This is a genomic window from Raoultella sp. T31 (genome assembly GCF_002806725.1).
In the GTDB taxonomy this organism is placed as follows: Bacteria; Pseudomonadota; Gammaproteobacteria; order Enterobacterales; family Enterobacteriaceae; genus Klebsiella; species Klebsiella electrica.
On record NZ_PIBO01000013.1, the window covers coordinates 1 to 21,373 of the forward strand.

A 21,373-nucleotide genomic window follows, 5' to 3' on the forward strand; every position below is an offset into this window, starting at 1 on the left:
CGCTTCTGGTCTGTCGTCAGTACTTTCGCCCCAGAGCCACCTGAAGTGCCTCCTTATCCAGCATGGCTTCGGCAAGCAGCTTCTTGAGTCTGGCGTTCTCTTCCTCAAGCGACTTCAGGCGCTTACGCCGTTATACTGGCACTTGCAGGCGAACAGGAGCAGGCAGAATCGGAGATGTGTCGGCTAGCCCCTTTTTTTGAAGGGTTAACAGGTGAGCAGCGACAGGAGGTTGAAAATCAGTCGAACTACATCGCGCAGCTTGCTTACAAGGCGGCTAAATCCGAAGTAACGCGATTTTTCGGGGCGGTAGGCAGAAATGAACCTTGTCCCTGCGGGTCGGGAGTAAAGTATAAAAAATGTCATGGAGCCTGAGTGCTGGCTTCGCTATGTTGGACGCGGCTGGGGGGTAAGTCCATGGGAGCCATATCAGGATGCTGTCCACATCGTGCAACCGAGCGCTTTTTATTGGTATTGCCGTTGACTCTCTTAAAGCACATCGTCGTGCGTGGGTGCAGTATATGGCCTGCGAAAGCAGGCCAAATTCACCCAAGAGGGCTGAGGAATCCCCACTAATTTTCTATTAGTGGTTTCAGAGGATTAGAATGGGCAGTTGATGAACAATTGAGTGTTTATTGTTCATCTATCCATCGAGATGTGAAAGTAATGAAGGTCTCACCTCTCGATAACTGGTCGTTTAACACACTACTTTCGAGCGTTAAACAACCTTTTCCCTATCTCTAATTTTCTGGGGATTCCTCAGCCTAAGAGGGAGAAAATACGCGAGTGCGCACTAAAACACGCTATCGTAGCGCTGACCTTTAGTTGCAACGTCAAAAATGAACAACTCCCAGGCAGGGTTACTGGCTTCGGCTCAACGCATATGGTTAAAAACCCACCAGGAAAATTGTCTCTCTGCTTCCATTCTTAGTTCTGGGTCAGTTTTCATCGATGCTGTATCAGGCATACCATCCGGACAAAAATCAGCAAGCTGACTTTGAATAAACTTTAGCTTTTCTTCTTTTTTCCCTGCGTTCTCAAACACCATGAATGGCAGCTCGATAATCGGCGGTTTGGTATGGGTGGTTAACGGCATGGTTATACCAGAATTATGGCCAGGCAGTGAGTGTAATCCTCTGATATGACTCAACAGATTGTAGGGTAAGGTGTTTTTTACGAAGTAAAAAACGTCTGCATAATAATCAGTTACGAATCCATCCCTTTTTCCTGGATAAGCCAGCGTATCCATCTCTGGAAAGGGAAACTGTAAACCCTCATTTCTGTAATGTACGATTGGCACTCGTTCAAGTACACGCCCACGGTATTTGAGGATGTATTCATAGTGACAAGGTTGCTCAATGCTAATCGTTGACCACCAGTGTTGTCCTCCTATATCTTTTTCTGTGTCGCCAATATGAATGGCATAATCCGGGTCCAACCGATAATAGGCCTCGCTGATACCGTCATATTCCCAATTGTCGTAATCGAGAAGCAGTCTGACTATGCGGTCAGCGGGTGCCAGGTCCAGGTTAAAGCGCTCTCTCCACATTGCCATGATATCTCCAGGGCTGGCACAGCTAGTTACGGGCGTATTGGCATCTTGTTGCCGAGTGTAAACGACACCGGCTCTGACAGTTTTTCCCTCTTTTATATAGTCCTGGGTCAGATAGTAGGGTTTCATTCTGACGTTACGAATTTGTAGAATAGCCAGCACCTTATGCTGGAGTGTGATGTGGTGCAGCTGAATATCCGGACAATGGTGCTCTGCAAAACTGACTTTTCTTAATAGATCGATTAAATTTGCCTGGTTAAGTTGCTTACCTTCTTCCGGCACGCCGGTAACCAACCCTTCATCATTCACGCCAAAAATCAGATACCGGTCACCGTCATGCAGGACGTTTGCCATGCAGAGGATATCGTGAACAAGGGCTGCATTGTTTTGGTGGTAGGTTTGTTTAAAGTCCCACCATGGCCCTTCCTTTCCACTGGCAATCAGTTTTTCGATGGTTTCGTTCATAGTCCCCTCTATCCGATATGGCGTGCGTTTGTTTATACCAAGTATTCCTTCAGTCTACTTAAATTGGTAGTGTGAAATGGTTCTTCTGGCATTCGATGCCAGGGCAGCCAGTTGATTACTTAATAAGTATCGTTGTCAGCAGTTAAACGGCAGTTCCTCTTCTCGTAAAACTACTGGGGCCTTGTCTGCCCGGTACTGGATCCAAGTTTTCAGGTCTATTTGCGAACCGTTACGGCCAGCTAAATCAAAATATCCCCTGTTAGCAAAACGGCGATATATAAGTTCTTCACCTGTTATGGACAGGTAGGCGTTCAACGCCGAACGATGAATGAAAAGTCCGCTTTGCCTTACACCTTTATGGTGGAAGGCGATAAGTTTGCCAGAACGATCAACCCAACCGCTTTGACAATCCCATAAAAGTTCGAGTTTTTGAATGATTCCCTGGCATGGAGCAATGAGGTTATCCTGGCGCTCGGGCGTGGTATATGAGTAGTCATATTCCCATTCGCTTCCGCGTAGTAAACTGACTTCTGTAAAATTAAATGCTTCACTATCTTCCTCATTATTAAGAAGTTTTTTGTACACTGGGCTGTCAGGATATTCAGCAAGATAACCGCGATAACAGCTATTCCCCTGATTATATTGGAAAATATCGCGTGCACTTTTCTGTTTAAAGTTCTGGATGCTTTCATTTATGAGTGCGCTTGAATAATAAGCACGTACTGCCAGGTAAGGTGAATTCCAGCTATTGTCATTCGGCGCTTTATCCTCGTCCCAATAGCTGTGTGAAAGCGCTACCCACTGTTCCCCTTCCTTGTCAGTTCGAATCAGACAAGCTTCATAAGGTGACAAATCATCGGCCCGAACCCAACCTTTGATATCTGAATTGCGGTCAGGGAATGCATAATTTGTTTCTTCCATCAGTACTGGATAGACACTTTCTGCGGTGATGTCGCGTACATCGGTCAGGTCGACTTTACGGACGTCGACTGACCATAGATGATCACTTGTAGGTTCGTAGTCGGAATATGGGTCTTCCAGTGCGGGAACATTACTGGCCAGAATGCCCAGTAGTCGATGTAAGGCGATCCAGTAATATTTTTTACCGAGTCGGTCAGCATACCCTTTTCTACCCCGTCCCGAGCCATACTGACTCCCGATATGGCGATCATAATTGAGCGCGCAGTGGTTATAACCGGGATACCCTAAATTAAGTGCTTCTCGCATTAACCAACAGGCAATGTTTTCATGGCTGATATTGGCGCTCTCCAAGTCAAAGCCGGAAATCTTCGATTCCACCTGATAACGCCAGAAATCCGGGGCCATGGACTCTCCCCAGAGCACCATGTTTGATGGTAAATGTTCCAGATCTAGGAGGGGTTTGACATCCGCCAGTACAGGCCATCGTGATGGTAATGATACGTTTGTCTGGTAATGCTGTAATTGGCTTGTGACGGCTGTGGGAAATTCTCCTGTTTTCAACAAGTTTACTAATAGCTGAACCGTATCCCGGAGCAGAATATTCTCGCTATCGGACGCAATGCTTATTAGACCAGGGAGCGCTGGCATAAACGCATTTCTGCGTTGGCGTGACAATAAGCATGCACTGTAGATAGCAAGGCTAATACGCTCTAATACGTAATCATCATCACAATATGCAAATTCACTGATTACTGTTTGGCAGTTTTCCGGGTAGTTTGCCAGAATTCTGCTTAGCCCTTTTGAGGATAAATCCCTGATTCGGCGGTCAGCACACGAAGTAAGCCAGGCAAGTGTTAGACTGGCCAGCCTCCGGCTTTCAGCAGGCCAATGGGTTATGTCAGCAAATAGTGCTGCATGGATGAGTGAATAGACAGCAGTCTTGTTATCAAATGATCCGAGCGCAGCTAATGACAAGTAGGTGTCACGTTCAGCTAAGGATGACTGCCGTAAAAATGGCCCCAGCCAGTTAGTTGCATTTAGACGATGGTCAGGAACCAGACTAAGTGAAAACAGCGCTTCATAAACCGACTCCCATAATCTAGGTGTATGCAGTGCTGCATGGATGTGTTCATCAATTTCTTCCACTACACTTTGTCGGGAGCGCCAAACCAATGACTGGATGAACAGCTTATGGGCTTGTTCGGATGGTAATCCTACTTCTTCAGCAGTAATTTCAAGAGCAGTTTTCTCTGGCAGCACGGCGGCAAGAGCTTCCAGCAATCCAGCATCTTCTTCTGTTAACGCTGCAATTTTCTCCGCTAGTTTTGCTGTATCCGAATCAAGAGATTCCACAAGGCTGATAGCACGGAGTATGTCACCGTAGCGTTGATAACCCAGACGGATCAGGAAGGTATCCTCATCTACAACAGAAAGGATAATGAGGCCTTCATGTGCCAATGCATTTAAAAAGGATTCAGGAGCGGTCTCAGTTCCCACTATTTTGCTCAGTGCTTCGCAACAGGTTTCCCAGGTTCGGTTCTGCGGCAACTCATGTGTCAGGGTATTCGCGAGTGCCATCATTGCAGTCCTTACCAGATTGCGAGGGTTCGCGTAGTGGAGGCGTTCTCGAATTAAAACATCGCAATGTTTGAGATGTCCTTGAAACAGAGAGGTAAAACCCGGCAAAGAAATATCCAGACTATCACGGCCTTCGCCCTTTAGCGTTTTACAGGCCAAGTGTAAAAATAAAGGATTACTGAGTTCGGGTGAAAAAAGTGGTGTAATCTCTGCATCCAGCCCATAGTAGGCTGCGAAAGCTTGTACCGCTTCGAATTGATGTTCTGAAAAACCGATGTGTTCGAAAGCAAACCCTGGAAAGCGTGAATCGACCACAAGATTGCGATAGGTATCTCGGGTTGAAACACAGATTTTGATGTCTGGATAAGACTTGCATTGAGCGAGCAATTCGGGAAGCTTGTTCTTCCAGCGCACTTCTCGCGGGCTTTCGTTCAAGGCATCGATATAAATGACAAAAGGTAAGCCAGTATGTTCGGCGCAGGCCTGTATGCATTCAAATAATGTCGAACGACCGATGGCGGCACCCAGCCCTATTTTACTGCGTAGCACTTCCCAAGGCTCTGCTTTGCCAAAGTCGTCTCCAAAGACGACCAGGGAAAAACCACCATGTTCCAGTCGACGCAATGCTGCGCTGACAATCGCGTGGGTTTTGCCGATACCCGCTGGCCCAACCAGCAGTAAGGAATGTGCTGTTGCGGCACCAATGACCTGAGAAGTCAGCAAATTTTGCAGTTGCTGCGCCTGCTCTTCCCATTTTCTCGCCGCATCCATATCTCCGGCAGGAAATGCACACATATACTCTGCGTGGAACTGTCGGAACGATTCTGTATCACTATGCTTGCCATGCTTTTCATAAAATTTATCTTCTTGAGCATGGCGGGCATCAGCGAAAAGTGTCAATAGGGATGACAGAGTGAAGCAAAGATCTGTAACCGATGTGGCCGTGACATTGTTATCTCTCATGCTCTCACAGTAGGTAATTATTTCTTCAATCAATGCAGTGGCAGATGTAGCACGGGTTTCGCCGAGTATATCCAGCGATTTGCGTCCGTATCCATTCAGTGAATGGAACTCTCGAACGATTGGTGTTAATGATGTTTCGTACCACTCGCAAAAGTCACCAGTCCCACCAAAAAAATCCAGGCCGACATGAGCATTCGTCACCACATCCAGCATTGAAGTATATCTTGGCCCGGCAAAAGCAATGGCGTCATCCAGACATTGTTGAATTTGAGCTGTTGTCAGCAACGTGTCATCAAACCAATACCTGCGCATCCCTCCGTAAGGGTCTATCTCAAGTAATTGATTGCAGATAACAACAGCGGTACAAAGGACAATAGAAAGTGATTTCCCTTTCGCTGACGCTTCCGATTCGACTTTACTTTTCCATTCTTCAAAGCGTTCCGCCTGGCTTTTTCCTCGCTTTCCCGCAGCAACACGCCCGGTCAGGTCAAACGGTATATAAATCCAGTATTCGGTTAGTGTGGGATGGTTGCTTAGCGCAGCTTTAAGGGAACTATCAATCTGTGTAAGCTCTGCGGAAGCAAGCTGGAAAAAGTATTTTGCCTGAACACCGAATATGGCACCGTCCGGTGAGCGGAAATATGCCTCAACGCCACCGTCTCCACCATCTCCACGCAGACTAATAAATGTTGAATTTGTCGGTACTCGGCAGGTTTTCCTAAATAACTGTACGGCGAGTGCTTCAAAGCTATCGTTACGGCTTTTGGGGGCGCTGCGAATTAAACGGAAATCAATATTCATCACCAGTCCTTGTACCTGACAATAATGCGGCAAAAGCAGTCACATATTATACCCATTAAAAATGCATTGGTATTGAAGCGAGGTAAGATGTTCGCTGTTATCAGGCTTGATAGCCCGTAGCCACTTGTAGAGGCTGTGCGCAGAAACGCCCAGACGGTCTGATAACTTCGGCAACAGAATAACCGTGCTCCGTTATGTCCCTTACCACTTAATTTAGCGAAGCAAAATACTGTGTGGGCGATTTACCTAACGCTTTTCTGAACATGGTGATAAAGGCACTCACAGAGTCATAGCCCAAAGTGCCAGCGACGCCCTGCACTGATTTTCCTTCGGCCAACTCATTCAGGGCAATCATCAAATGTAACTGTTGCCGCCAGCGTCCGAAGCTCATTCCCGTCTCTGATAGCACCATTCTGGCCAACGACCGTTCACTGGTTGCAAGGCGGGAAGCCCACTGCTGTAAGGTCGTCCTGTCCCCCGGAACCGCAAAAAGTGCCTCAGCCATCTGCCTAATTTTAGGATGGTCTGATATTGCCAGGTGGAGTGCGTCAACCGGTGCGTCTGGCACTTGTTCCAGGAGCACAGCAGCCAGCCTGGCCGTCTTACTACCAGCGGAATAAGAGGGTTCCTGCTCGGCAAGATAAAGAATAAGTTCCCGAACTAGAGACGTAACGGCAATAGTACAACATGTTTCGGGCATGACAGCCGCCCCGGGCTCTATAAACAGAAAACAGGTTCGGGCATTATTTGTTACACGACAACGGTGAGGCGTATTTCCGGGTATCCAGACGGCATGTCGGGGAGGGACAAGCCACAGAGCATTTTGAACTTCACAACTCACTGCACCATGCAAGGACAGGATAAGCTGACCTTTCCGGTGCGCATGCGGCGTTATACCGGAATATTCTTGCGCCGGTGCAGCGTAGAGGGCTACCGCTGGCTGCAGAAAGATGTCAGCGTCAAATTCATCGGGCGACGAAACTACTTTTTTATGTTTTGGCATATTTTAGAAATATGTTGTCTGATTATCTATATCTTGTAAACGGTTTGTATCTTAAAGTCTCTCTTTTTTCAGAGAAAGTCAGAAATATGTCATATATCACTAACAAGTGGCGCACTGCGGCCCTTGTGATGGGAATTCTTTTCATCGCCGTAAACCTGCGCGTTCCCTTTACTTCGATAGCACCGGTTTTGAAGCTCGTTCAGGAACACTATCAACTGAGTATAACGTCCGTAGGATGGCTTAACTCATTACCGTTATTTGCCTTTGCTGCGTTTTCACCTGTGAGTGCGATTATTGCCCGAAAATTTGGTCTGGAACGTACACTGTTCGGCGCACTGATAGTGATTTCTGCAGGTATTCTACTACGTTCAGCAGGTAGTGTATGGGCGCTATACACCGGAACGATGCTCATAGGCACCGGTATCGCGCTGGGGAATGTCCTGTTGCCTGGCCTTATCAAGCGTGACTTTGCCAGAAACGTCGCCTCATTGACCGGCGCATATTCCATCACAATGGGAGCCGCAGGTGCCGTTGGCTCCGCAATTATCATCCCATTGTCCCAGCAATGGGGCTGGGACAGTGCGCTTGCTCTGTTAGTGATAGCGCCTGTACTTGCACTGGTTTTTTGGTTTCCACAATTGAGCAATCACCATAAGCACAAGCTCTCAGATCCTAATCAGCACACCAGTGTCTCCGTATGGAAATCTCCTCTCGCATGGCAGGTCACGCTGTTTATGGGACTGAATGCAATGCCGTTTTATGTTGCGGTAGGCTGGCTGCCAGCCATTCTTACGGATAATGGGATTTCACCTGAAAAAGCCGGAGCCGTACACGGGATGCTGCAGTTTACTACCGCAATCCCTGGACTCATGCTGGCGGCTACGCTGCGTCGTCTGAAGGACCAGAAAATGGCGGCTGTTGTTGTCAGTTTGCTTTCGGGAATTTCTCTTATAGGAATACTGTACGCGCCGAGCCTGTCGATGTTGTGGGCTGCAATTCTGGGATTCGGCTGCGGTGCCAGCATGATGCTGGGCCTGACCTTTGTCGGGTTACGTACAACAAATGCAGGTGATGCTGCTGCACTGTCCGGCATGGCGCAGTGCGTGGGCTATCTTATGGCTGCAATGGGTCCCCTTTTGCTGGGTAAGGTCCATGACTGGTACGGTGGCTGGACCGTTCCCCTGCTGATGACTGCTGTAATTACGGTAGCCGGTGCCTTATCTGGGCTGGCAGCAGGTCGAAACGTCTACCTGCAACCAGCGACATCAGCGGGCTAATTCTTATCTTATTTTAAACAAAATTGACTGTTCTATTAGTACAGGTTCAAACATGAAGAAAAGGCAGTAATTATATGAGTAACATTCTTATTATTAATGGCGCTAAAAGTTTTAACTTTGCCAGAGGTGAGCTAAACGAACTTTATGTCAACACAGCAAATGAGGTGTTGAGCCAACTCGGACATAAGGTATCCGTTACCAAGGCTGACAGCGATTATGACCCACAGAACGAAATCACCAGGATTCTTAACAGTGATGTCCTGATATATCAGATGCCGGGATGGTGGATGGGCGAGCCGTGGACGGTAAAAAAATGGATCGATGAAGTCTTTACCGAAGGTCATGGTTCTCTGTATGAAAGTGATGGCCGTACTCGTTCTGATGGCTCAAAAAAATACGGTTCGGGTGGGCTTCTTCAGAACAAAAAGTACATGCTGTCCCTGACCTGGAATGCCCCACTGGAAGCCTTTAACGATCCTGAGCAGTTCTTTGAGGGCGTTGGCGTGGACGGATTATACCTGCATCTCCATAAGGCCAATCAGTTCCTGGGTATGACGCCACTACCCACTTTCATCACAAATGATGTGGTCAAATCGCCGGATGTGGAAAATGAAATCCGTCGTTTCAGCGATCATCTGATAGCAACCTTTTCCTGAACAATAATATAGCCCGGTGTTTTTAGTGCCGGGCTAAAGTCATACTGGGCCGGTCATGTTTAATTCTATCCGACAGTTCGTACCATATCTCATTCAGCAAAATGCTTCTTTCAGATACGGCGTGCCATCACTCCCGGAAAAGCTCGGCTACCCAGTCAGCAAACGCGCGCACTGTAGGAGATAGAAAACGCTGATGAGGATAAAGCAAAGCGACCGGAACTGACGGTGGTTGCCAGTCGGACATCACTTCAACCAGCGTGCCTTGCTGCAGATGCTCAGAAACAATATTCCCGGCCAACTGAGCCAGCCCGAACCCCTCCAGGCACATTTTAATATACAGTCCTGTTTCGTTAACGGCCCCTTGTCCGCTGACAGATACGGAAATAGTCTCTGCCCCCTTCATGAAACGCAATTCGTCATTACGACGGTGCTGACCAGAAAAATAGTGGATTGCACGATGCTGAGATAAGTCTTCAGGAGACCTGGGGATGCCGTATTCCCTCAGATAGTCCGGAGAGGCACATGTTACCCAGCGTAACCGCCCCAGCGGGCGGGCAACAAGCGTGGAGTTAATTAGCTCACCCGTTCTTATTACACAGTCAACCCCCTCCTGAACGAGATCGACCTGACGGTCGCTCACCCCAATCATCAGATAGATATCCGGATAACGACGGTAAAAGTCTTTCAGCATGGGCATGATGATGAAATTGGCGATGCCGCCAGGCATATCCACACGTAACCTTCCCTGCGGCCGCTTGACAGAATCCGTCAGGCTGGATTCAGCATGCTCAATTAATGAGAGTATTTCCCGGCATTGCGCCAGATACTGAAGTCCCTCAGGGGTGAGGCTTACCCGCCTCGTCGTACGGTTAAGCAGGCGTACCTGCAGGTATTTCTCGAGACCCTTGATCGAACTCGTTACCGTTGAGGACGGCAGTGACATTGTTTCCGCCGCCCGCACAAAACTGCCGGCCTCAGCCACCCGCATAAAGATCTGCATTGCCTGAATACGATCCATTTTATTGCTCCCGAGCATCTCTGGGCTGTCTGTTGTAGACACTATTATTATTCGTAAATATTGAATTATGAAAACACGTTAAGCATCTTTTTTGGATTAATTTCGTAACGTATTGTTTTCCTGTTGACCAGGAAAAAGGCTATTTAAATGACCGATTACATCAGAAATATCATTAACAATCAGACCGTAACCCCATCGGCGACGCTGTTCCGTGGCGCGACCATACTGAGCATGGATGAGAATGTCGGCAACTTTGAGCGAGGTGATATTCTTATCACGGGCGCAACCATTACCGCCGTGGGGCAGAATCTAAACGCAGAGGGTGCGCATATCGTTGATGCCACGAACATGATTGCCATGCCGGGAATGGTCGATTCTCATCGTCACGCCTGGGAAGGGCAGCTGCGCCGCATCAACCCGAATGCCACCTGTCTGGACGACTATAGCAATGCCACGCACTTCTCGTTTGCTAAATACTATCGCCCCTCCGATATCTATGTCGGTAACCTGCTGACCGCACTGGGCGCTATAGACGCAGGTATCACGACCATCATTGATAACTCCCATAACAGCCGCACCGCTGCACATTCGGACGCAGCAGTAGAGGCATTGCTTGACGCAGGCATTCGCGCCATACACGCCTCAGGTGCGCCGGTGTCAGGTGACTGGGACAGAGCGCACTGGCCGGGTAACTGGCAGCGTCTGCAGGAAAAATATTTCAAAGGCAATCCTGAGGGAATGGTTTCTCTGGGCGTCATGGCCCAGTTGGAGCCGGAGTTATGGGCCGAGGCCCGCCGGCTTGGGCTGCCAATCGTGACCGAATTCTTTGGCGCTGAAATGGCTTCAGAGCTTAAATCACTGCATCAGCAGGGCCTGCTGGGCCCGGACAATATCTTCAACCACTGTACCGCACTGCCTGATGAGGGCTGGGAAATCCTGCGTGAAGCTGGCGTACGGGTGAACGTCTGTCCGCGCTCAGATTCACACTATGGAATTGAAAGCGGGATGTTTGCCATTGAGGCCGCACAGCGCCATGGCATCAATCCTGGCCTGAGCGTGGATAACGAAACGTCTTACAGCACAGATATGTTTATGGAAATGCGCGTGGCGTTCTATCTGCAGCGAGTAATGGGTATGCATAAGCAGCACTACTGTGATTCAGGGCATTCACTAACAACGCTCCCGGCAGCGCAACTGCTGAAGTCGGCAACCGTCGATGGTGCGACCTGTGCCGGGCTACAGGATAAAGTGGGTAGCCTGACGCCAGGCAAACAGGCCGACCTGATCCTGATTAATGCTGCTGATCTCAATCTCTACCCGAACGGGAATGCCTTCGGGACGGTGGTGCATGCAACTGAACGCAGCAACATCGATACCGTTATCATTGGCGGGCGCATCGTCAAGCAGAACGGTAAAGTTCTGGGCGTAGACAGTGAGCGTCTCCGTGCTGCCATCGATGAATCACGCGAACACCTTTTTTCCGCCGCCGGGTATGAGCCGGACATCTTTGCGGAGAAATTTCTGCCGCTGGTACAGGGAAACTGACAGGGAATAACAGCATGAGCGCGATTTATTACGTAATAGCTTTTGCAGCGGGTCTTGGTATTACCCTGCAGACGACCCTGAACAGTCAGCTCGCAAAAGGACTCGGGGGCGACCCGGTCACCGCCGCATTCTTTTCATTTACGGCTGGGGCGTTGAGTCTCGGGATTTACTCGCTGCTACGTGGAGGGTTATTTACCTCTCTCGCTTCTATTCCTTCGCAGCCAGCGTGGAGTCTGGTTGGCGGCCTGATCGGTGCCTGTGCGTTATTCAGCTACGTGGTGATGGCACCGAAAATCGGTTTATCAGCTCTGCTAGGGCTGGCAATCGTTGGGCAGTTACTCTCGTCGCAAATGATTGACCATTTCGGTCTGCTGGGTGCTGTTAGGCGACCGGTTTCGCTGCTCAAACTGGGGGGCATGCTGGTCATGCTGGCAGGACTCGCCATCATGCTTTTTGGTGACAAACTTTCAGCGCGTTTTTTGCCCTGACAGGGTGGAAATTGCTCCTTACGGCGCTCTGCCATAGTGCCGATGGTCGTAAGCTTTTGGTCAGGCGATGCGAAACTTTTATATGCTGGAGAAATAACATGTTTTCAGTGGCTGCTGATGCCAGAAATTTGCTGGGAGAGTGCCCAATCTGGTGCGAGAGAACACGCAGGATTTACTGGACTGACATTGAAGGCAGCGAGCTGCTTGCCCTTGAAGAAGACACCAGTGTTGTGATGCGCTGGTCCCTGCCTGAGCGCCTCGGATCGTTTGCACTTACTGAAAATTCTGACGTTTTACTGATGGGGCTGGCGTCCAGATTCGCCTTCTGCGATCTGAATACGGGTATCTTTACACCGGTAGTGGCATCACCGGGAGGACCGGGAACACGGACAGGGGATGGTCGGTGCGACCGTGAGGGTAATTTCGTCTTCGGGACCATGGATGACGGGTACCCCGCGAAAGTCATCGGAAAATTTCACAGGCTAAACGCAGCGACACTCAGCATTGAGACGCTACCCCTGCCTGAGGTGTCCATCCCGAACAGTATCTGCTTCAGTCCGGACGGCAGCACGATGTATTACTGTGACTCGATGCAGGGCCGTATATTGTGCTGTGATTATCCCTCTATGAATAACCAGCGCGTGTTCACCGCAACAGAAGGAAAAGGGGCGCCTGACGGCTCCTGCGTGGATGCAATGGGCTATATCTGGAATGCCGAATGGGGAGGAAGCCGTGTTGTACGTTATCGTCCGGACGGAACGACGGACCGTATCCTGCCCTCTCCAGGAATTCAGAGCACTTGCCCTACACTCGCAGGAGAAGCACTCACAACGCTGTATTGTACCAGTGCCAGCTTAGGTCTTTCTGTGCCATCAAGGCATGATGGAGCGCTGCTAAGAGCGAAATCAGCCGTATTCCCGGGTTTACCGGAGAGCCGGTTTTCAGTTCATACAGCGTAACCGCTTAGCTATCAGTGCCAACAGGGGGAACAGGGTCTTTCTCATCACCATTTTCGGGTATGGCAGGAGAAAGACTCTGGTATTTATTACAGCAGCTTAAATACGTCTATAACGAGCTGCCCGGGGTCAGGAATACGTCTATAACGAGCTGCCCGGGGTCAGGTTTGCATTAATCCATGCTGCCACGTCGGTAACCGGAATGTTATGGCGTTCATTGAATGTCTGCTTTTTATCCCAGGCAACTCCCCGCCCCTGTGCAAAAACGGCACGATACTTGGACATCATGTCTTGCGGGTTGAGCGCCAGTTTATCCATCAGATATTGTTCGCTCCATTCCGTGCAGCTGAAAGGACGGCCAAGCGCTGATTGCAGCTTATCTGCTACATCTGCGTAGGTCAGTGTATCACCGGCGATATACACAATTTCGTTCCGGATGCGAGGAGTGTTAAATACGATCGCTGCCGTCAGCGTCCCGATATCATCCGGTGTTGTCAGCGTCATGGTGTTGTCAATACTGCCGAGTGCGTGAACAGTATCGTTCTGTAGATCGACCACACCGAAGTCTGGTTCGAACAAATAGCTCATGAAGATGCCGGTCGAAATGATGACCCACTCAGTTTCATGCTGGCTGCGTAGTAAATCACGCACGTCAATCTGCGCGTCGAAGATGTCTTGTGGACTGCCACGTCCGATGGCATCAAAATCGGCACCAAACTGCCATGGAAAATATCGTGGAATCCGCGCCTGCAGAGCCGCCTGCGCCAATTTCATCGGTGTATTTATTCCGGCCGCGTACCCCGTGCAGCCAACGACTGTGTCAAATTGCGCAAAAAGGCTGGCCAAATCGTCGACAGAACTCTTAACGAGATCGCCCGTGACAATATTAATACCGAGGTTTCTGATTTCCTTGATAACTAATTTTTTTCCAGGTTCATCTGAAGTTAAGGTACTTTCGCGCAACAGTACGCTGATTTTTGTTCTCTTCACATCTTTTGCCCGAAGGGCAAGATTTCGCAGAACGGGGAGGCCCAGCTCACCGGCACCGAGCACGAGGATATTTTCAGACGTAGTGTTAAGATCAATTTTGCTCATAATCTGGCCTTACATGAATTGTTGCGCCACTCTAGCAATTCATAACAGGCTAAAAAAGAAGGTACATGTATGATACCGGGAGTCAGTGAAATGGATCGGGACGAGATTCTTCAGTATTCGCAGGCTGTTTGTAAGGGTCTGAGAGACGATGATGATGGCTTGCGGCGGGAAGTGCTGTCCCATGCAGGAAGTCGCTGGTCATTGGGTGTTATCAACACTCTTGGTGTGTATGGAAGACTACGCCATGCTGAGATTGGCAGGCGTATGCACGGAGTGACTCAGCGCATGCTGACGCGCACATTACGACAACTTGAGCGGGACGGCCTTGTTATCCGCCATGATTTCAATGAAGTTCCACCACGAGTCGAATACGAGCTGTCTGATACTGGTATGGAACTGCTTGTTCGCATGATCCCGCTATGGACCTGGATCGTCGAAAATGCGGTTCGCTTTCGTGAAGACAGGCTGAAATATGACAAAAATAACAGCAATCCAATGACCTAACTGTTTCTGAATGAAAAAACATCATTTCCCAGTGATTCGTCACAAATACTCTCCTTGCATGGATAAGTCTTGAGAATGAATATTTATATTAGTTATTCAGGGAAAGAACCGATCTCATTTGACTCGTCCGGGATGATATAGTTACAGAGGTTTCGGTTCTGCGGGGATCTATTTTCAATGGAAGCATTTTATGATTTCTAAACAAATTGGCGCAGTTTCTTCTGAACATCACAATCTTCCCGGTTATGTTCATGGAGTTGAGATTATTCAGGTCGCTATGAAGCGTAACCCGATAGATAACATCAGCGATGTTGTTTATGAGACAGTTAAAAGCACTCGCTCGGTCAGGCATTTGCACATGTCTTTTCTGGTGCCTCGTACCAGTTTTTTGAAACCAGCCATCATCTATTTTCCTGGAGGAGGATTTATGACGGCTGAGCACAACAAATTTATGGAAATGCGTATGGCCCTGGCGGAGGCTGGGTTTGTTGTTGCTGCAGCAGAATATAGGACAATCCCGGATACCTTCCCCGCGCCAATAGTAGATGCTAAAGCAGCAGTAAGATACCTTCGTCAACATGCCACCGATTATGGCATTGACCCCTCACGAATTGGTGTATTTGGCGATTCTGCTGGAGGATGGCTGGCTCAGATGCTGGGGACCACAAATGGCGATAAATCATTCGAATACGGCGATTTTCTCAGCCAGTCCGCTGATGTGCAGGCTGTGGCCACGCTTTACGGAATATCAGACCTGCGTAACATAGGTGATGGTTTTCCGGATGACCGTCAAAAAGTGCATCAGTCTCCAGCGGTCACGGAATCACTGCTAATTAATGGTGTTGCTTTCAGGAATTTTCCAGGCGCATCCATCGCTTCTACACCTGAGAAAGCGATAAATGCAAGCCCCATAGGACATATTAGAGGGCGCAAACCTCCATTCCTGATAATGCATGGCACTAAAGATACATTAGTATCACCAAAGCAGAGCGCAACGCTTTACAAAGGTCTTTTGGACGAAGGAAATAAAGCGGACTACGTACTTATCGAAGGCGCAGAACATGGGGATTATCACTGGTATCAACCCGTGGTCATCAATGTGGTTGTTGACTGGTTCCGCCGGCATCTTTGTTCTGAAAATACATGATGACCTGTCCTCCGATTAGTAACTCAGACTGTTGTTAGCTACGTGCACATGTGGCACGAAGCGGTCATGATGGCTAGGATGAAGATCTGCTATGAGCGAGATAGCAGACAAACTAATCTAAGCCTACTTGTTTTATCTCATCATCAGTATGTCCTGAAGCATAGACTGTGTATCTTGCAGGAGCGCTAACATTGCTGCCTACATAATTAAAACCGAATTTGCTTGATATTAATCAAAAAAGACAGATTTAACTTGATGAAAAGAATAACAATTCTTGTGTTATGACAAAACTCTGAGATAGTAGTGTTGATTATTAGACGATCGGTCAATATTATTTATTCCTACTTTATAGCCAACTGGCATACGGCCAGAAAGACGAGGTAAGAGTGTTTAAATCATTATTAATCAACAAAATAGATGATCATTACAGTACACAAATTGCTGAAATTGCTGAAAGTGAACTGCCGCAGGGGGATGTGGAGGTCAGTGTCGACTATTCATCTATCAACTACAAAGACGCACTGGCTATTACGAGCCGCGGGCCTATCGTGCGGCACTTTCCAATGGTGCCAGGCATTGATTTGGCCGGTACGGTGTCCGCCAGCTCATACCCTGAATATCAGACTGGAGATAAGGTCCTCCTGACCGGCTGGGGTGTAGGAGAAAAACACTGGGGTGGGCTTTCCGAAAAAGCGCGGGTAAAAGGAGACTGGCTGACGCCGCTCCCAGCTGGCGCAAACAGCAAACATGTAATGGCAATCGGAACAGCTGGTTTTACCGCGATGCTGTGTGTCGACGCATTATTGAATCATGGTATTAAGCCTGAAGATGGTCCGGTACTTGTTACTGGGGCCAGCGGAGGCGTCGGGAGTATTGCAGCCATGATCCTTGCGTCGATGGGTTACCGCGTGACCGCGTCTACTGGTCGTCCGGAAGAAGCCGCCTGGCTCTATAAGACGGTCGGTGTAGAGGAAATTATTAACCGTTCAGAGCTTTCCTCCCCTGGAAAACCGTTACAGAAAGAACGATGGGCTGCCGCCATTGATACAGTAGGTAGCCACACGCTTTGTAATGCCTGCGCTGGGGTGCGGTATGGCAGTATTGTTGCGGCCTGCGGTATGGCACAGGGTATGGAGCTGATGGGTAATGTAGCTCCGTTTATCCTACGTGGCATCACGCTGAAAGGGATTGACAGTGTCATGTTTACGAAAGAAAAAAGAGCGGCGATCTGGCAGCAAGCAGTAAAGTATTTACCAGAGTCCAGACTGGATAGCCTCACTACAGTATACCCGCTGAGTGAAGCCATCAATGTGGCCGAAAAACTACTGAGTGGCGGAATTCGTGGCCGGGCAGTAATTCAATGTAGCTAATCAGTTAGATACCAGGCTTAGCTTGGGTTTATTACCTTTTAAGGGGCCGCGGCCCCTTTTACTGTTCAGCTGTCGCTCTTTGAGAGGGCTGATAGTGTACTGAAGTTTTAAAATAGCTCCAGAAGTCATACACAGGCTGAGTAGAACAATATAGTTTGGAACGCATTACCGCTCCTTCCCAGCCACTCCAGAAAATAGCCGCCAGTTGTGTATTACTCATATTTGAACTTATTTCGCCTGAAGATAACGCATCGGACAGGCAGGCCGCAACTAGTGCCTGCCAGCTCTCAAGAATATTCTGTAGCAATTTAATAAAGGATTGCGGAAGCCCCGGACTCTCCTGCATCATATTTCCGACCAGGCAGCCGCGAGTGAAATCGTATTTTTTAATCCCCTCACAGGCATCATTGATGAAATTTTCCAGACGTACCATTGGTGTGCTGGATGATTCATGTAGATGTTTTTTGAGTTTATGCTCGAAGAAACTATCATACGCATTCAGAACGGTCTGAGCATAATCCTCTTTACTTTTAAAGTAGTAATAAAATGAGCCTTTAGGAACATTGGCATTTTTAACAATAGCATCGACTCCCGTCGCAAGAAAACCATTTTGCGTCAAAAGTTCAAGTCCGCTGCGGATCAGGTCATTACGAGTATCTGCATAGGTACTTTCTGTCTTTCGCGGCCTTCCCCTTCCACGATTTTCGCCTGCCATGACTCATCTCCTACATTTTATTAACGCAAAAGAATAAGTGATTTTGCGCGAGAGCTTCAATCACTTTATCGCCTGCATTGGCAAAGTGGTCGCTTTTGCCGATTGGACAGTGGTAGAGCCTGTCGCTACAGCGCCATCGCTGCAAAGTGCAGAATTAGCAACGTCTGCTTTTGGCACTGAGTGGACGTAGAGCAAGATCGCTTGGTCAGAGACGAGGTTCGGTGAATCGAAATTCATCAAAACAGTCGCAATGCTTTTATTTGGGTTTGGTTCATGAAGTAAATTTTTTGGCAAAATGGACAAGGTTTATAAATATCATTAAAAAACAATTCATTATAAAACATACTCCCTATGAACAACATTTACGATCAACATAAGTTAAATTAAAACCGCGCACACGAGAGATTATGACCCCTCCCAATATCAATGCCAGGCTAAATCAGATTCCGGCCCTTTTTCAGGATTCTGATCAATTCTTCCGGCGTCAGGTCACTCAGGGATTCATGTGGTGCTCGCTGTTATCCGGCTGATAACGGATACCGCCCTGTTCAGCAACAGTGTCCTGCAGACCAGGCGTAAGCTCATGGCAAATTGCGCGGTCAGATAGCTGACCAGCTCACGCTTTGTCGCTGGTTTGGGCGCTGGCTGTCAGTATTCTTGCTCCCGCGATCCTGCTTGTACTGCTGTCGTCCGGAATGGCTTTTCGTCAACTGAACAGAGATACGGCCGTGACGGCGGACATTCTGTTGAGCCATGTCGATCACGTGACATCCATTGCCCGCCATGCCAACCAGGTTACCGCCAGACTTGCTTCCATGCCCTGCGAAAGTGTCCTACAGCAAATGACGGCGACCGGCTCCCTCACCCCCTACATCCGCAGTACCGGACTGGTCAAGGAGGATATTCTGGTCTGTTCGTCGGTGACCGGAGCCAGGCAGCAAAGTGTCTCCGCGGTTTTCGGCGTTCCCGTTTCAGCTCCCACAGGCACTCTGAAAATAACCGCGACAGAAGGTACCAGCAGCGTGCCAGGGCATGCGGCAGTTATCTACGCATACGGCGCCGGAAACGGAATGACTGCGTTCAGCATGGTGGACACCCGGTACTTCACCGATCTGATGGATTCCCTTGATGAAGGGAATCATGCGGTTCAGCAACTCCGGTTTAGTGACGGGCCCGTTATCTCGGGCGAGGAGAAATTAATTCCTCATAAGACAATGTTAAGATCTGAGTTTCGTTCTGACGTCAGTCAGGCGCATCTTCTGGTTCTTACCCCCCTGCTGTCGCTTCGCTATTACATGCTGCGTAACCTGCTTTTCCTCGGCCCCCTGTCTTTGTTACTGACCTTTGCCATGCTGTACATGTGGCGCCGCTGGGAATCCAGAAAGATGTCTCTGGCAGATGAAATCAGGAAAGGGATGGCGGACGGTGAATTTACCGTGCACTACCAGCCGGTCTGTGAAACTGCTACGGGAGCGTGTTCCGGTGCGGAGGCTCTGATGCGCTGGCTGCGCCCCGACGGCAGAACCATCTCGCCGTTAGTGTTCATCCGCGCGGCTGAAGAGGAAGGCCTGATTGTCAGTCTGACGCGGTCTGATTGGGAAAGATGTCAGGAGCTGGCAGGTGACAGACCCCTTCCATCTGGGCGTGAATATTGCTGCAGCCCACCTGATGGAGCGGTCATTCACTACCGATGTGCTGAGGCTATGGGTGTCCCTCGACACATCTTTCCGTCTGGTGCTGGAGATTACCGAGCGGAGTCTGGTTGAAGATACCGGTGTGGCCGCAGAGAAACTTTATGAGCTGCGCAAGAAAGGCTGCCAGGTGGCCGTGGATGATTTTGGAACGGGTTACTGCTCGCTGAGTTTACTTCAGAGCCTGCCGGTAGATTATCTGAAAATCGATAAAATATTCATCGACAGCCTGACCTCAGCCGGAGCCGATACGCCGGTACTGGACACCATTGTCGGCCTCAGTAAGCGCCTGGGCCTTACCACCATTGCAGAAGGTGTTACCGCCGCGCACCAGGTCGACTGGCTGACAAAAAACCAGGTACCTTACGTTCAGGGATATCATTATGGCAGACCCATGCCTGCATCCGATTTTTATCACTGGTACTGCCAACAGAATGGCAGAAACGAAGCCTGACAAACTGTATTCATGATCTTTTTCATCCCTGTAACAGGAAATAGCCATGGACGGTTATAACATCAGGACTTTCCTCACGGGAAAGAGGTCAGCCCATTGTTGTTTATAGCCCCACCCCTTACCATTCCGGCCAATCGAGAAATACAGCGTCTTATTGTCTCGCCGGCACCGCTCCTGCGCCGCCTGGATATTTGTCCACATCACCAGGCTGCCCGGACTGAACGCGGACAGCTGCGGATCGAATCCCCCGTTCGGCACATCGACATACAAAAAGCTACGGTTGTCCGCACAGAGCATCAGGTCGAGAGCACACGGCGCCCCGTGAAAAAAGAGCGCATTCCCGGAAACCATCTGCGGTAGCGCGCTAAGGAGCGCTTCAATCCTGAATTTGTCATAACACCTGACCGAATCCACAAACCGGGACCTGAACAGCGTGACGTACAGGTCAGCAATCTCGCCGGCTGCCATCTCAGCCAGGGAGCGGATTTCCCCGCCCGCATTAATAAAGCGTTTCAGTTCACCATTCCGCTTCCGGGTCGTTTTCGTCGAAAACGTCTCTTTAATTCGGTACACCTCGGGCGCCTGGCCAAAGGCCGGGATGGAATTACGGACACACCCTCGCAGGACCGACGACAGTCGGTTGGTTTTCGTCGGGAGGATAACCTTCTGATCGGGGGCTGCGGGCAGAATGATTTCGTCATACGATACCGGGTAATCCTGACAGACATTCAGACCGGGATATTTTTTATCCGTCACGAAATACGCGGCGGTGATATCCCCGTTATGCTCGGTATGCCAGAAATCGAATGTTAATTTTTTTTCATCCATAAAAAAGCGTACAACGTCCGGGTGCATATTCACGCTGCCTCCGTACTTCAGGTAGGTTTCCTGATAGAGGTCAAAATCCGAAGGTACCCATCCGCACAGCGCATGTTTTAATGTCATATTTAATCACCCTTTATTCCGAGGTAAATACCGGTATTGTTGTCAGAAATAATCAGATGGCATCTGGTCCGTCTTTATTCACACTGTCCGGGACGATAAAGGCGATGCAGACTGGCACTTCCGGCAGCGACTGCAACAGTTGAATCAGAACGCTAATTCCAGAATATGGCGTTTATGTCGTTTTTACTGACCAGGGCTGGCTTTATTATTCTGGCATCCTCACCCTTCGTGG

At 49.1% G+C, this 21,373-nt stretch carries 18 protein-coding genes and 2 pseudogenes; 11 read left to right on the top strand and 9 right to left on the bottom strand.

What is annotated here, in order from left to right:
• Positions 1 to 124, bottom strand: a pseudogene (locus CWM52_RS11270) (IS3 family transposase); the annotation flags it as partial.
• Positions 125 to 174: 50 nt separating this feature from the next.
• On the opposite strand from CWM52_RS11270, the gene CWM52_RS26485 reads away from it, so the two are divergent.
• Positions 175 to 372, top strand: coding sequence for an SEC-C metal-binding domain-containing protein (locus CWM52_RS26485; RefSeq protein WP_225851917.1), 198 nt, complete (start codon positions 175 to 177; stop codon positions 370 to 372).
• 499 nt (positions 373 to 871) lie between these two features.
• Here CWM52_RS26485 and CWM52_RS11280 read toward each other — a convergent pair whose 3' ends face one another.
• The 4 genes and pseudogenes from CWM52_RS11280 to CWM52_RS27115 all read right to left on the bottom strand — a co-directional run bounded on the left by CWM52_RS11280 (position 872) and on the right by CWM52_RS27115 (position 7,280).
• A complete protein-coding gene (locus tag CWM52_RS11280) occupies positions 872 to 2,014 on the bottom strand; it encodes a helix-turn-helix domain-containing protein (RefSeq protein WP_100684189.1) in 1,143 nt (380 codons plus the stop codon).
• A gap of 135 nt (positions 2,015 to 2,149) precedes the next feature.
• Positions 2,150 to 6,277, bottom strand: coding sequence for an ATP-binding protein (locus CWM52_RS11285; RefSeq protein WP_100684190.1), 4,128 nt, complete (start codon positions 6,275 to 6,277; stop codon positions 2,150 to 2,152).
• 90 nt (positions 6,278 to 6,367) lie between these two features.
• Positions 6,368 to 6,485, bottom strand: a pseudogene (locus tag CWM52_RS11290) (transposase); the annotation flags it as partial.
• Complete coding sequence (locus CWM52_RS27115; protein ID WP_100684191.1) at positions 6,486 to 7,280, bottom strand: AraC family transcriptional regulator; 795 nt, start codon at positions 7,278 to 7,280, stop codon at positions 6,486 to 6,488.
• Positions 7,281 to 7,366: 86 nt separating this feature from the next.
• On the opposite strand from CWM52_RS27115, the gene CWM52_RS11300 reads away from it, so the two are divergent.
• Together CWM52_RS11300 and CWM52_RS11305 are read left to right on the top strand one after the other, a co-directional pair.
• The gene (locus CWM52_RS11300; protein ID WP_100684192.1) at positions 7,367 to 8,557 is read left to right on the top strand and encodes a CynX/NimT family MFS transporter; all 1,191 of its coding nucleotides are present in this window, start codon (positions 7,367 to 7,369) and stop codon (positions 8,555 to 8,557) included.
• A 74-nt stretch (positions 8,558 to 8,631) separates the two neighbouring features.
• Complete coding sequence (locus CWM52_RS11305; protein ID WP_100684193.1) at positions 8,632 to 9,213, top strand: NAD(P)H-dependent oxidoreductase; 582 nt, start codon at positions 8,632 to 8,634, stop codon at positions 9,211 to 9,213.
• A gap of 127 nt (positions 9,214 to 9,340) precedes the next feature.
• Here the strand turns inward: CWM52_RS11305 and CWM52_RS11310 are convergent, their stop codons facing one another.
• Positions 9,341 to 10,231, bottom strand: coding sequence for a LysR family transcriptional regulator (locus CWM52_RS11310; protein WP_100684194.1), 891 nt, complete (start codon positions 10,229 to 10,231; stop codon positions 9,341 to 9,343).
• 147 nt (positions 10,232 to 10,378) lie between these two features.
• Here CWM52_RS11310 and CWM52_RS11315 point away from each other — a divergent pair, with 147 nt between their 5' ends.
• The 3 genes from CWM52_RS11315 (at position 10,379) to CWM52_RS11325 (ending at position 13,223) form a co-directional block, all read left to right on the top strand.
• Positions 10,379 to 11,776, top strand: coding sequence for an amidohydrolase family protein (locus CWM52_RS11315; protein WP_100684195.1), 1,398 nt, complete (start codon positions 10,379 to 10,381; stop codon positions 11,774 to 11,776).
• Between the two features lie 14 nt (positions 11,777 to 11,790).
• Complete coding sequence (locus CWM52_RS11320; RefSeq protein ID WP_100684196.1) at positions 11,791 to 12,264, top strand: DMT family transporter; 474 nt, start codon at positions 11,791 to 11,793, stop codon at positions 12,262 to 12,264.
• A 98-nt stretch (positions 12,265 to 12,362) separates the two neighbouring features.
• Positions 12,363 to 13,223, top strand: coding sequence for an SMP-30/gluconolactonase/LRE family protein (locus tag CWM52_RS11325; protein WP_100684197.1), 861 nt, complete (start codon positions 12,363 to 12,365; stop codon positions 13,221 to 13,223).
• Positions 13,224 to 13,361: 138 nt separating this feature from the next.
• Here CWM52_RS11325 and CWM52_RS11330 read toward each other — a convergent pair whose 3' ends face one another.
• Positions 13,362 to 14,315, bottom strand: a complete 954-nt coding sequence (locus CWM52_RS11330) for an aromatic alcohol reductase (protein WP_100684198.1) — start codon at positions 14,313 to 14,315, stop codon at positions 13,362 to 13,364.
• 69 nt (positions 14,316 to 14,384) lie between these two features.
• Here CWM52_RS11330 and CWM52_RS11335 point away from each other — a divergent pair, with 69 nt between their 5' ends.
• From CWM52_RS11335 to CWM52_RS11345, 3 genes are all read left to right on the top strand, one after another.
• Entirely contained in the window at positions 14,385 to 14,819 is a 435-nt protein-coding gene (locus CWM52_RS11335) for a winged helix-turn-helix transcriptional regulator (RefSeq protein WP_206057710.1), read from the top strand.
• Between the two features lie 190 nt (positions 14,820 to 15,009).
• Positions 15,010 to 15,966, top strand: coding sequence for an alpha/beta hydrolase (locus CWM52_RS11340; RefSeq protein ID WP_100684199.1), 957 nt, complete (start codon positions 15,010 to 15,012; stop codon positions 15,964 to 15,966).
• A gap of 386 nt (positions 15,967 to 16,352) precedes the next feature.
• Complete coding sequence (locus CWM52_RS11345; RefSeq protein ID WP_100684200.1) at positions 16,353 to 17,336, top strand: MDR family oxidoreductase; 984 nt, start codon at positions 16,353 to 16,355, stop codon at positions 17,334 to 17,336.
• Positions 17,337 to 17,394: 58 nt separating this feature from the next.
• On the opposite strand, the gene CWM52_RS11350 is transcribed toward CWM52_RS11345, so the two are convergent.
• The gene (locus tag CWM52_RS11350; RefSeq protein WP_100684201.1) at positions 17,395 to 18,051 is read right to left on the bottom strand and encodes a TetR/AcrR family transcriptional regulator; all 657 of its coding nucleotides are present in this window, start codon (positions 18,049 to 18,051) and stop codon (positions 17,395 to 17,397) included.
• A 695-nt stretch (positions 18,052 to 18,746) separates the two neighbouring features.
• Between CWM52_RS11350 and CWM52_RS11355 the strand changes: the two genes are divergently transcribed.
• Entirely contained in the window at positions 18,747 to 19,817 is a 1,071-nt protein-coding gene (locus tag CWM52_RS11355; RefSeq protein ID WP_416308804.1) for a CSS-motif domain-containing protein, read from the top strand.
• Positions 19,702 to 20,196 carry an EAL domain-containing protein gene (locus CWM52_RS27120; RefSeq protein ID WP_416308805.1) on the top strand — a complete coding sequence of 165 codons (495 nt, stop codon included), beginning with the start codon at positions 19,702 to 19,704 and terminating at the stop codon, positions 20,194 to 20,196. Before CWM52_RS11355 ends, CWM52_RS27120 begins: the two co-directional genes overlap by 116 nt.
• Positions 20,197 to 20,250: 54 nt before the next feature.
• Here the strand turns inward: CWM52_RS27120 and CWM52_RS11360 are convergent, their stop codons facing one another.
• Complete coding sequence (locus CWM52_RS11360) at positions 20,251 to 21,141, bottom strand: GNAT family N-acetyltransferase (protein WP_100684202.1); 891 nt, start codon at positions 21,139 to 21,141, stop codon at positions 20,251 to 20,253.
• Between the last annotated feature and the right edge of the window lie 232 nt (positions 21,142 to 21,373).

Coding starts and splice junctions, on each gene's coding strand:
- CWM52_RS26485 (WP_225851917.1), top strand. CDS start 175: ATGTGTCGGCTAGCCCCTTTTTTTGAAGGGTTAACAGGTGAGCAGCGA.
- CWM52_RS11280 (WP_100684189.1), bottom strand. CDS start 2,014: ATGAACGAAACCATCGAAAAACTGATTGCCAGTGGAAAGGAAGGGCCA.
- CWM52_RS11285 (WP_100684190.1), bottom strand. CDS start 6,277: ATGAATATTGATTTCCGTTTAATTCGCAGCGCCCCCAAAAGCCGTAAC.
- CWM52_RS27115 (WP_100684191.1), bottom strand. CDS start 7,280: ATGCCAAAACATAAAAAAGTAGTTTCGTCGCCCGATGAATTTGACGCT.
- CWM52_RS11300 (WP_100684192.1), top strand. CDS start 7,367: ATGTCATATATCACTAACAAGTGGCGCACTGCGGCCCTTGTGATGGGA.
- CWM52_RS11305 (WP_100684193.1), top strand. CDS start 8,632: ATGAGTAACATTCTTATTATTAATGGCGCTAAAAGTTTTAACTTTGCC.
- CWM52_RS11310 (WP_100684194.1), bottom strand. CDS start 10,231: ATGGATCGTATTCAGGCAATGCAGATCTTTATGCGGGTGGCTGAGGCC.
- CWM52_RS11315 (WP_100684195.1), top strand. CDS start 10,379: ATGACCGATTACATCAGAAATATCATTAACAATCAGACCGTAACCCCA.
- CWM52_RS11320 (WP_100684196.1), top strand. CDS start 11,791: ATGAGCGCGATTTATTACGTAATAGCTTTTGCAGCGGGTCTTGGTATT.
- CWM52_RS11325 (WP_100684197.1), top strand. CDS start 12,363: ATGTTTTCAGTGGCTGCTGATGCCAGAAATTTGCTGGGAGAGTGCCCA.
- CWM52_RS11330 (WP_100684198.1), bottom strand. CDS start 14,315: ATGAGCAAAATTGATCTTAACACTACGTCTGAAAATATCCTCGTGCTC.
- CWM52_RS11335 (WP_206057710.1), top strand. CDS start 14,385: ATGATACCGGGAGTCAGTGAAATGGATCGGGACGAGATTCTTCAGTAT.
- CWM52_RS11340 (WP_100684199.1), top strand. CDS start 15,010: ATGATTTCTAAACAAATTGGCGCAGTTTCTTCTGAACATCACAATCTT.
- CWM52_RS11350 (WP_100684201.1), bottom strand. CDS start 18,051: ATGGCAGGCGAAAATCGTGGAAGGGGAAGGCCGCGAAAGACAGAAAGT.
- CWM52_RS11355 (WP_416308804.1), top strand. CDS start 18,747: ATGGCTTTTCGTCAACTGAACAGAGATACGGCCGTGACGGCGGACATT.
- CWM52_RS11360 (WP_100684202.1), bottom strand. CDS start 21,141: ATGACATTAAAACATGCGCTGTGCGGATGGGTACCTTCGGATTTTGAC.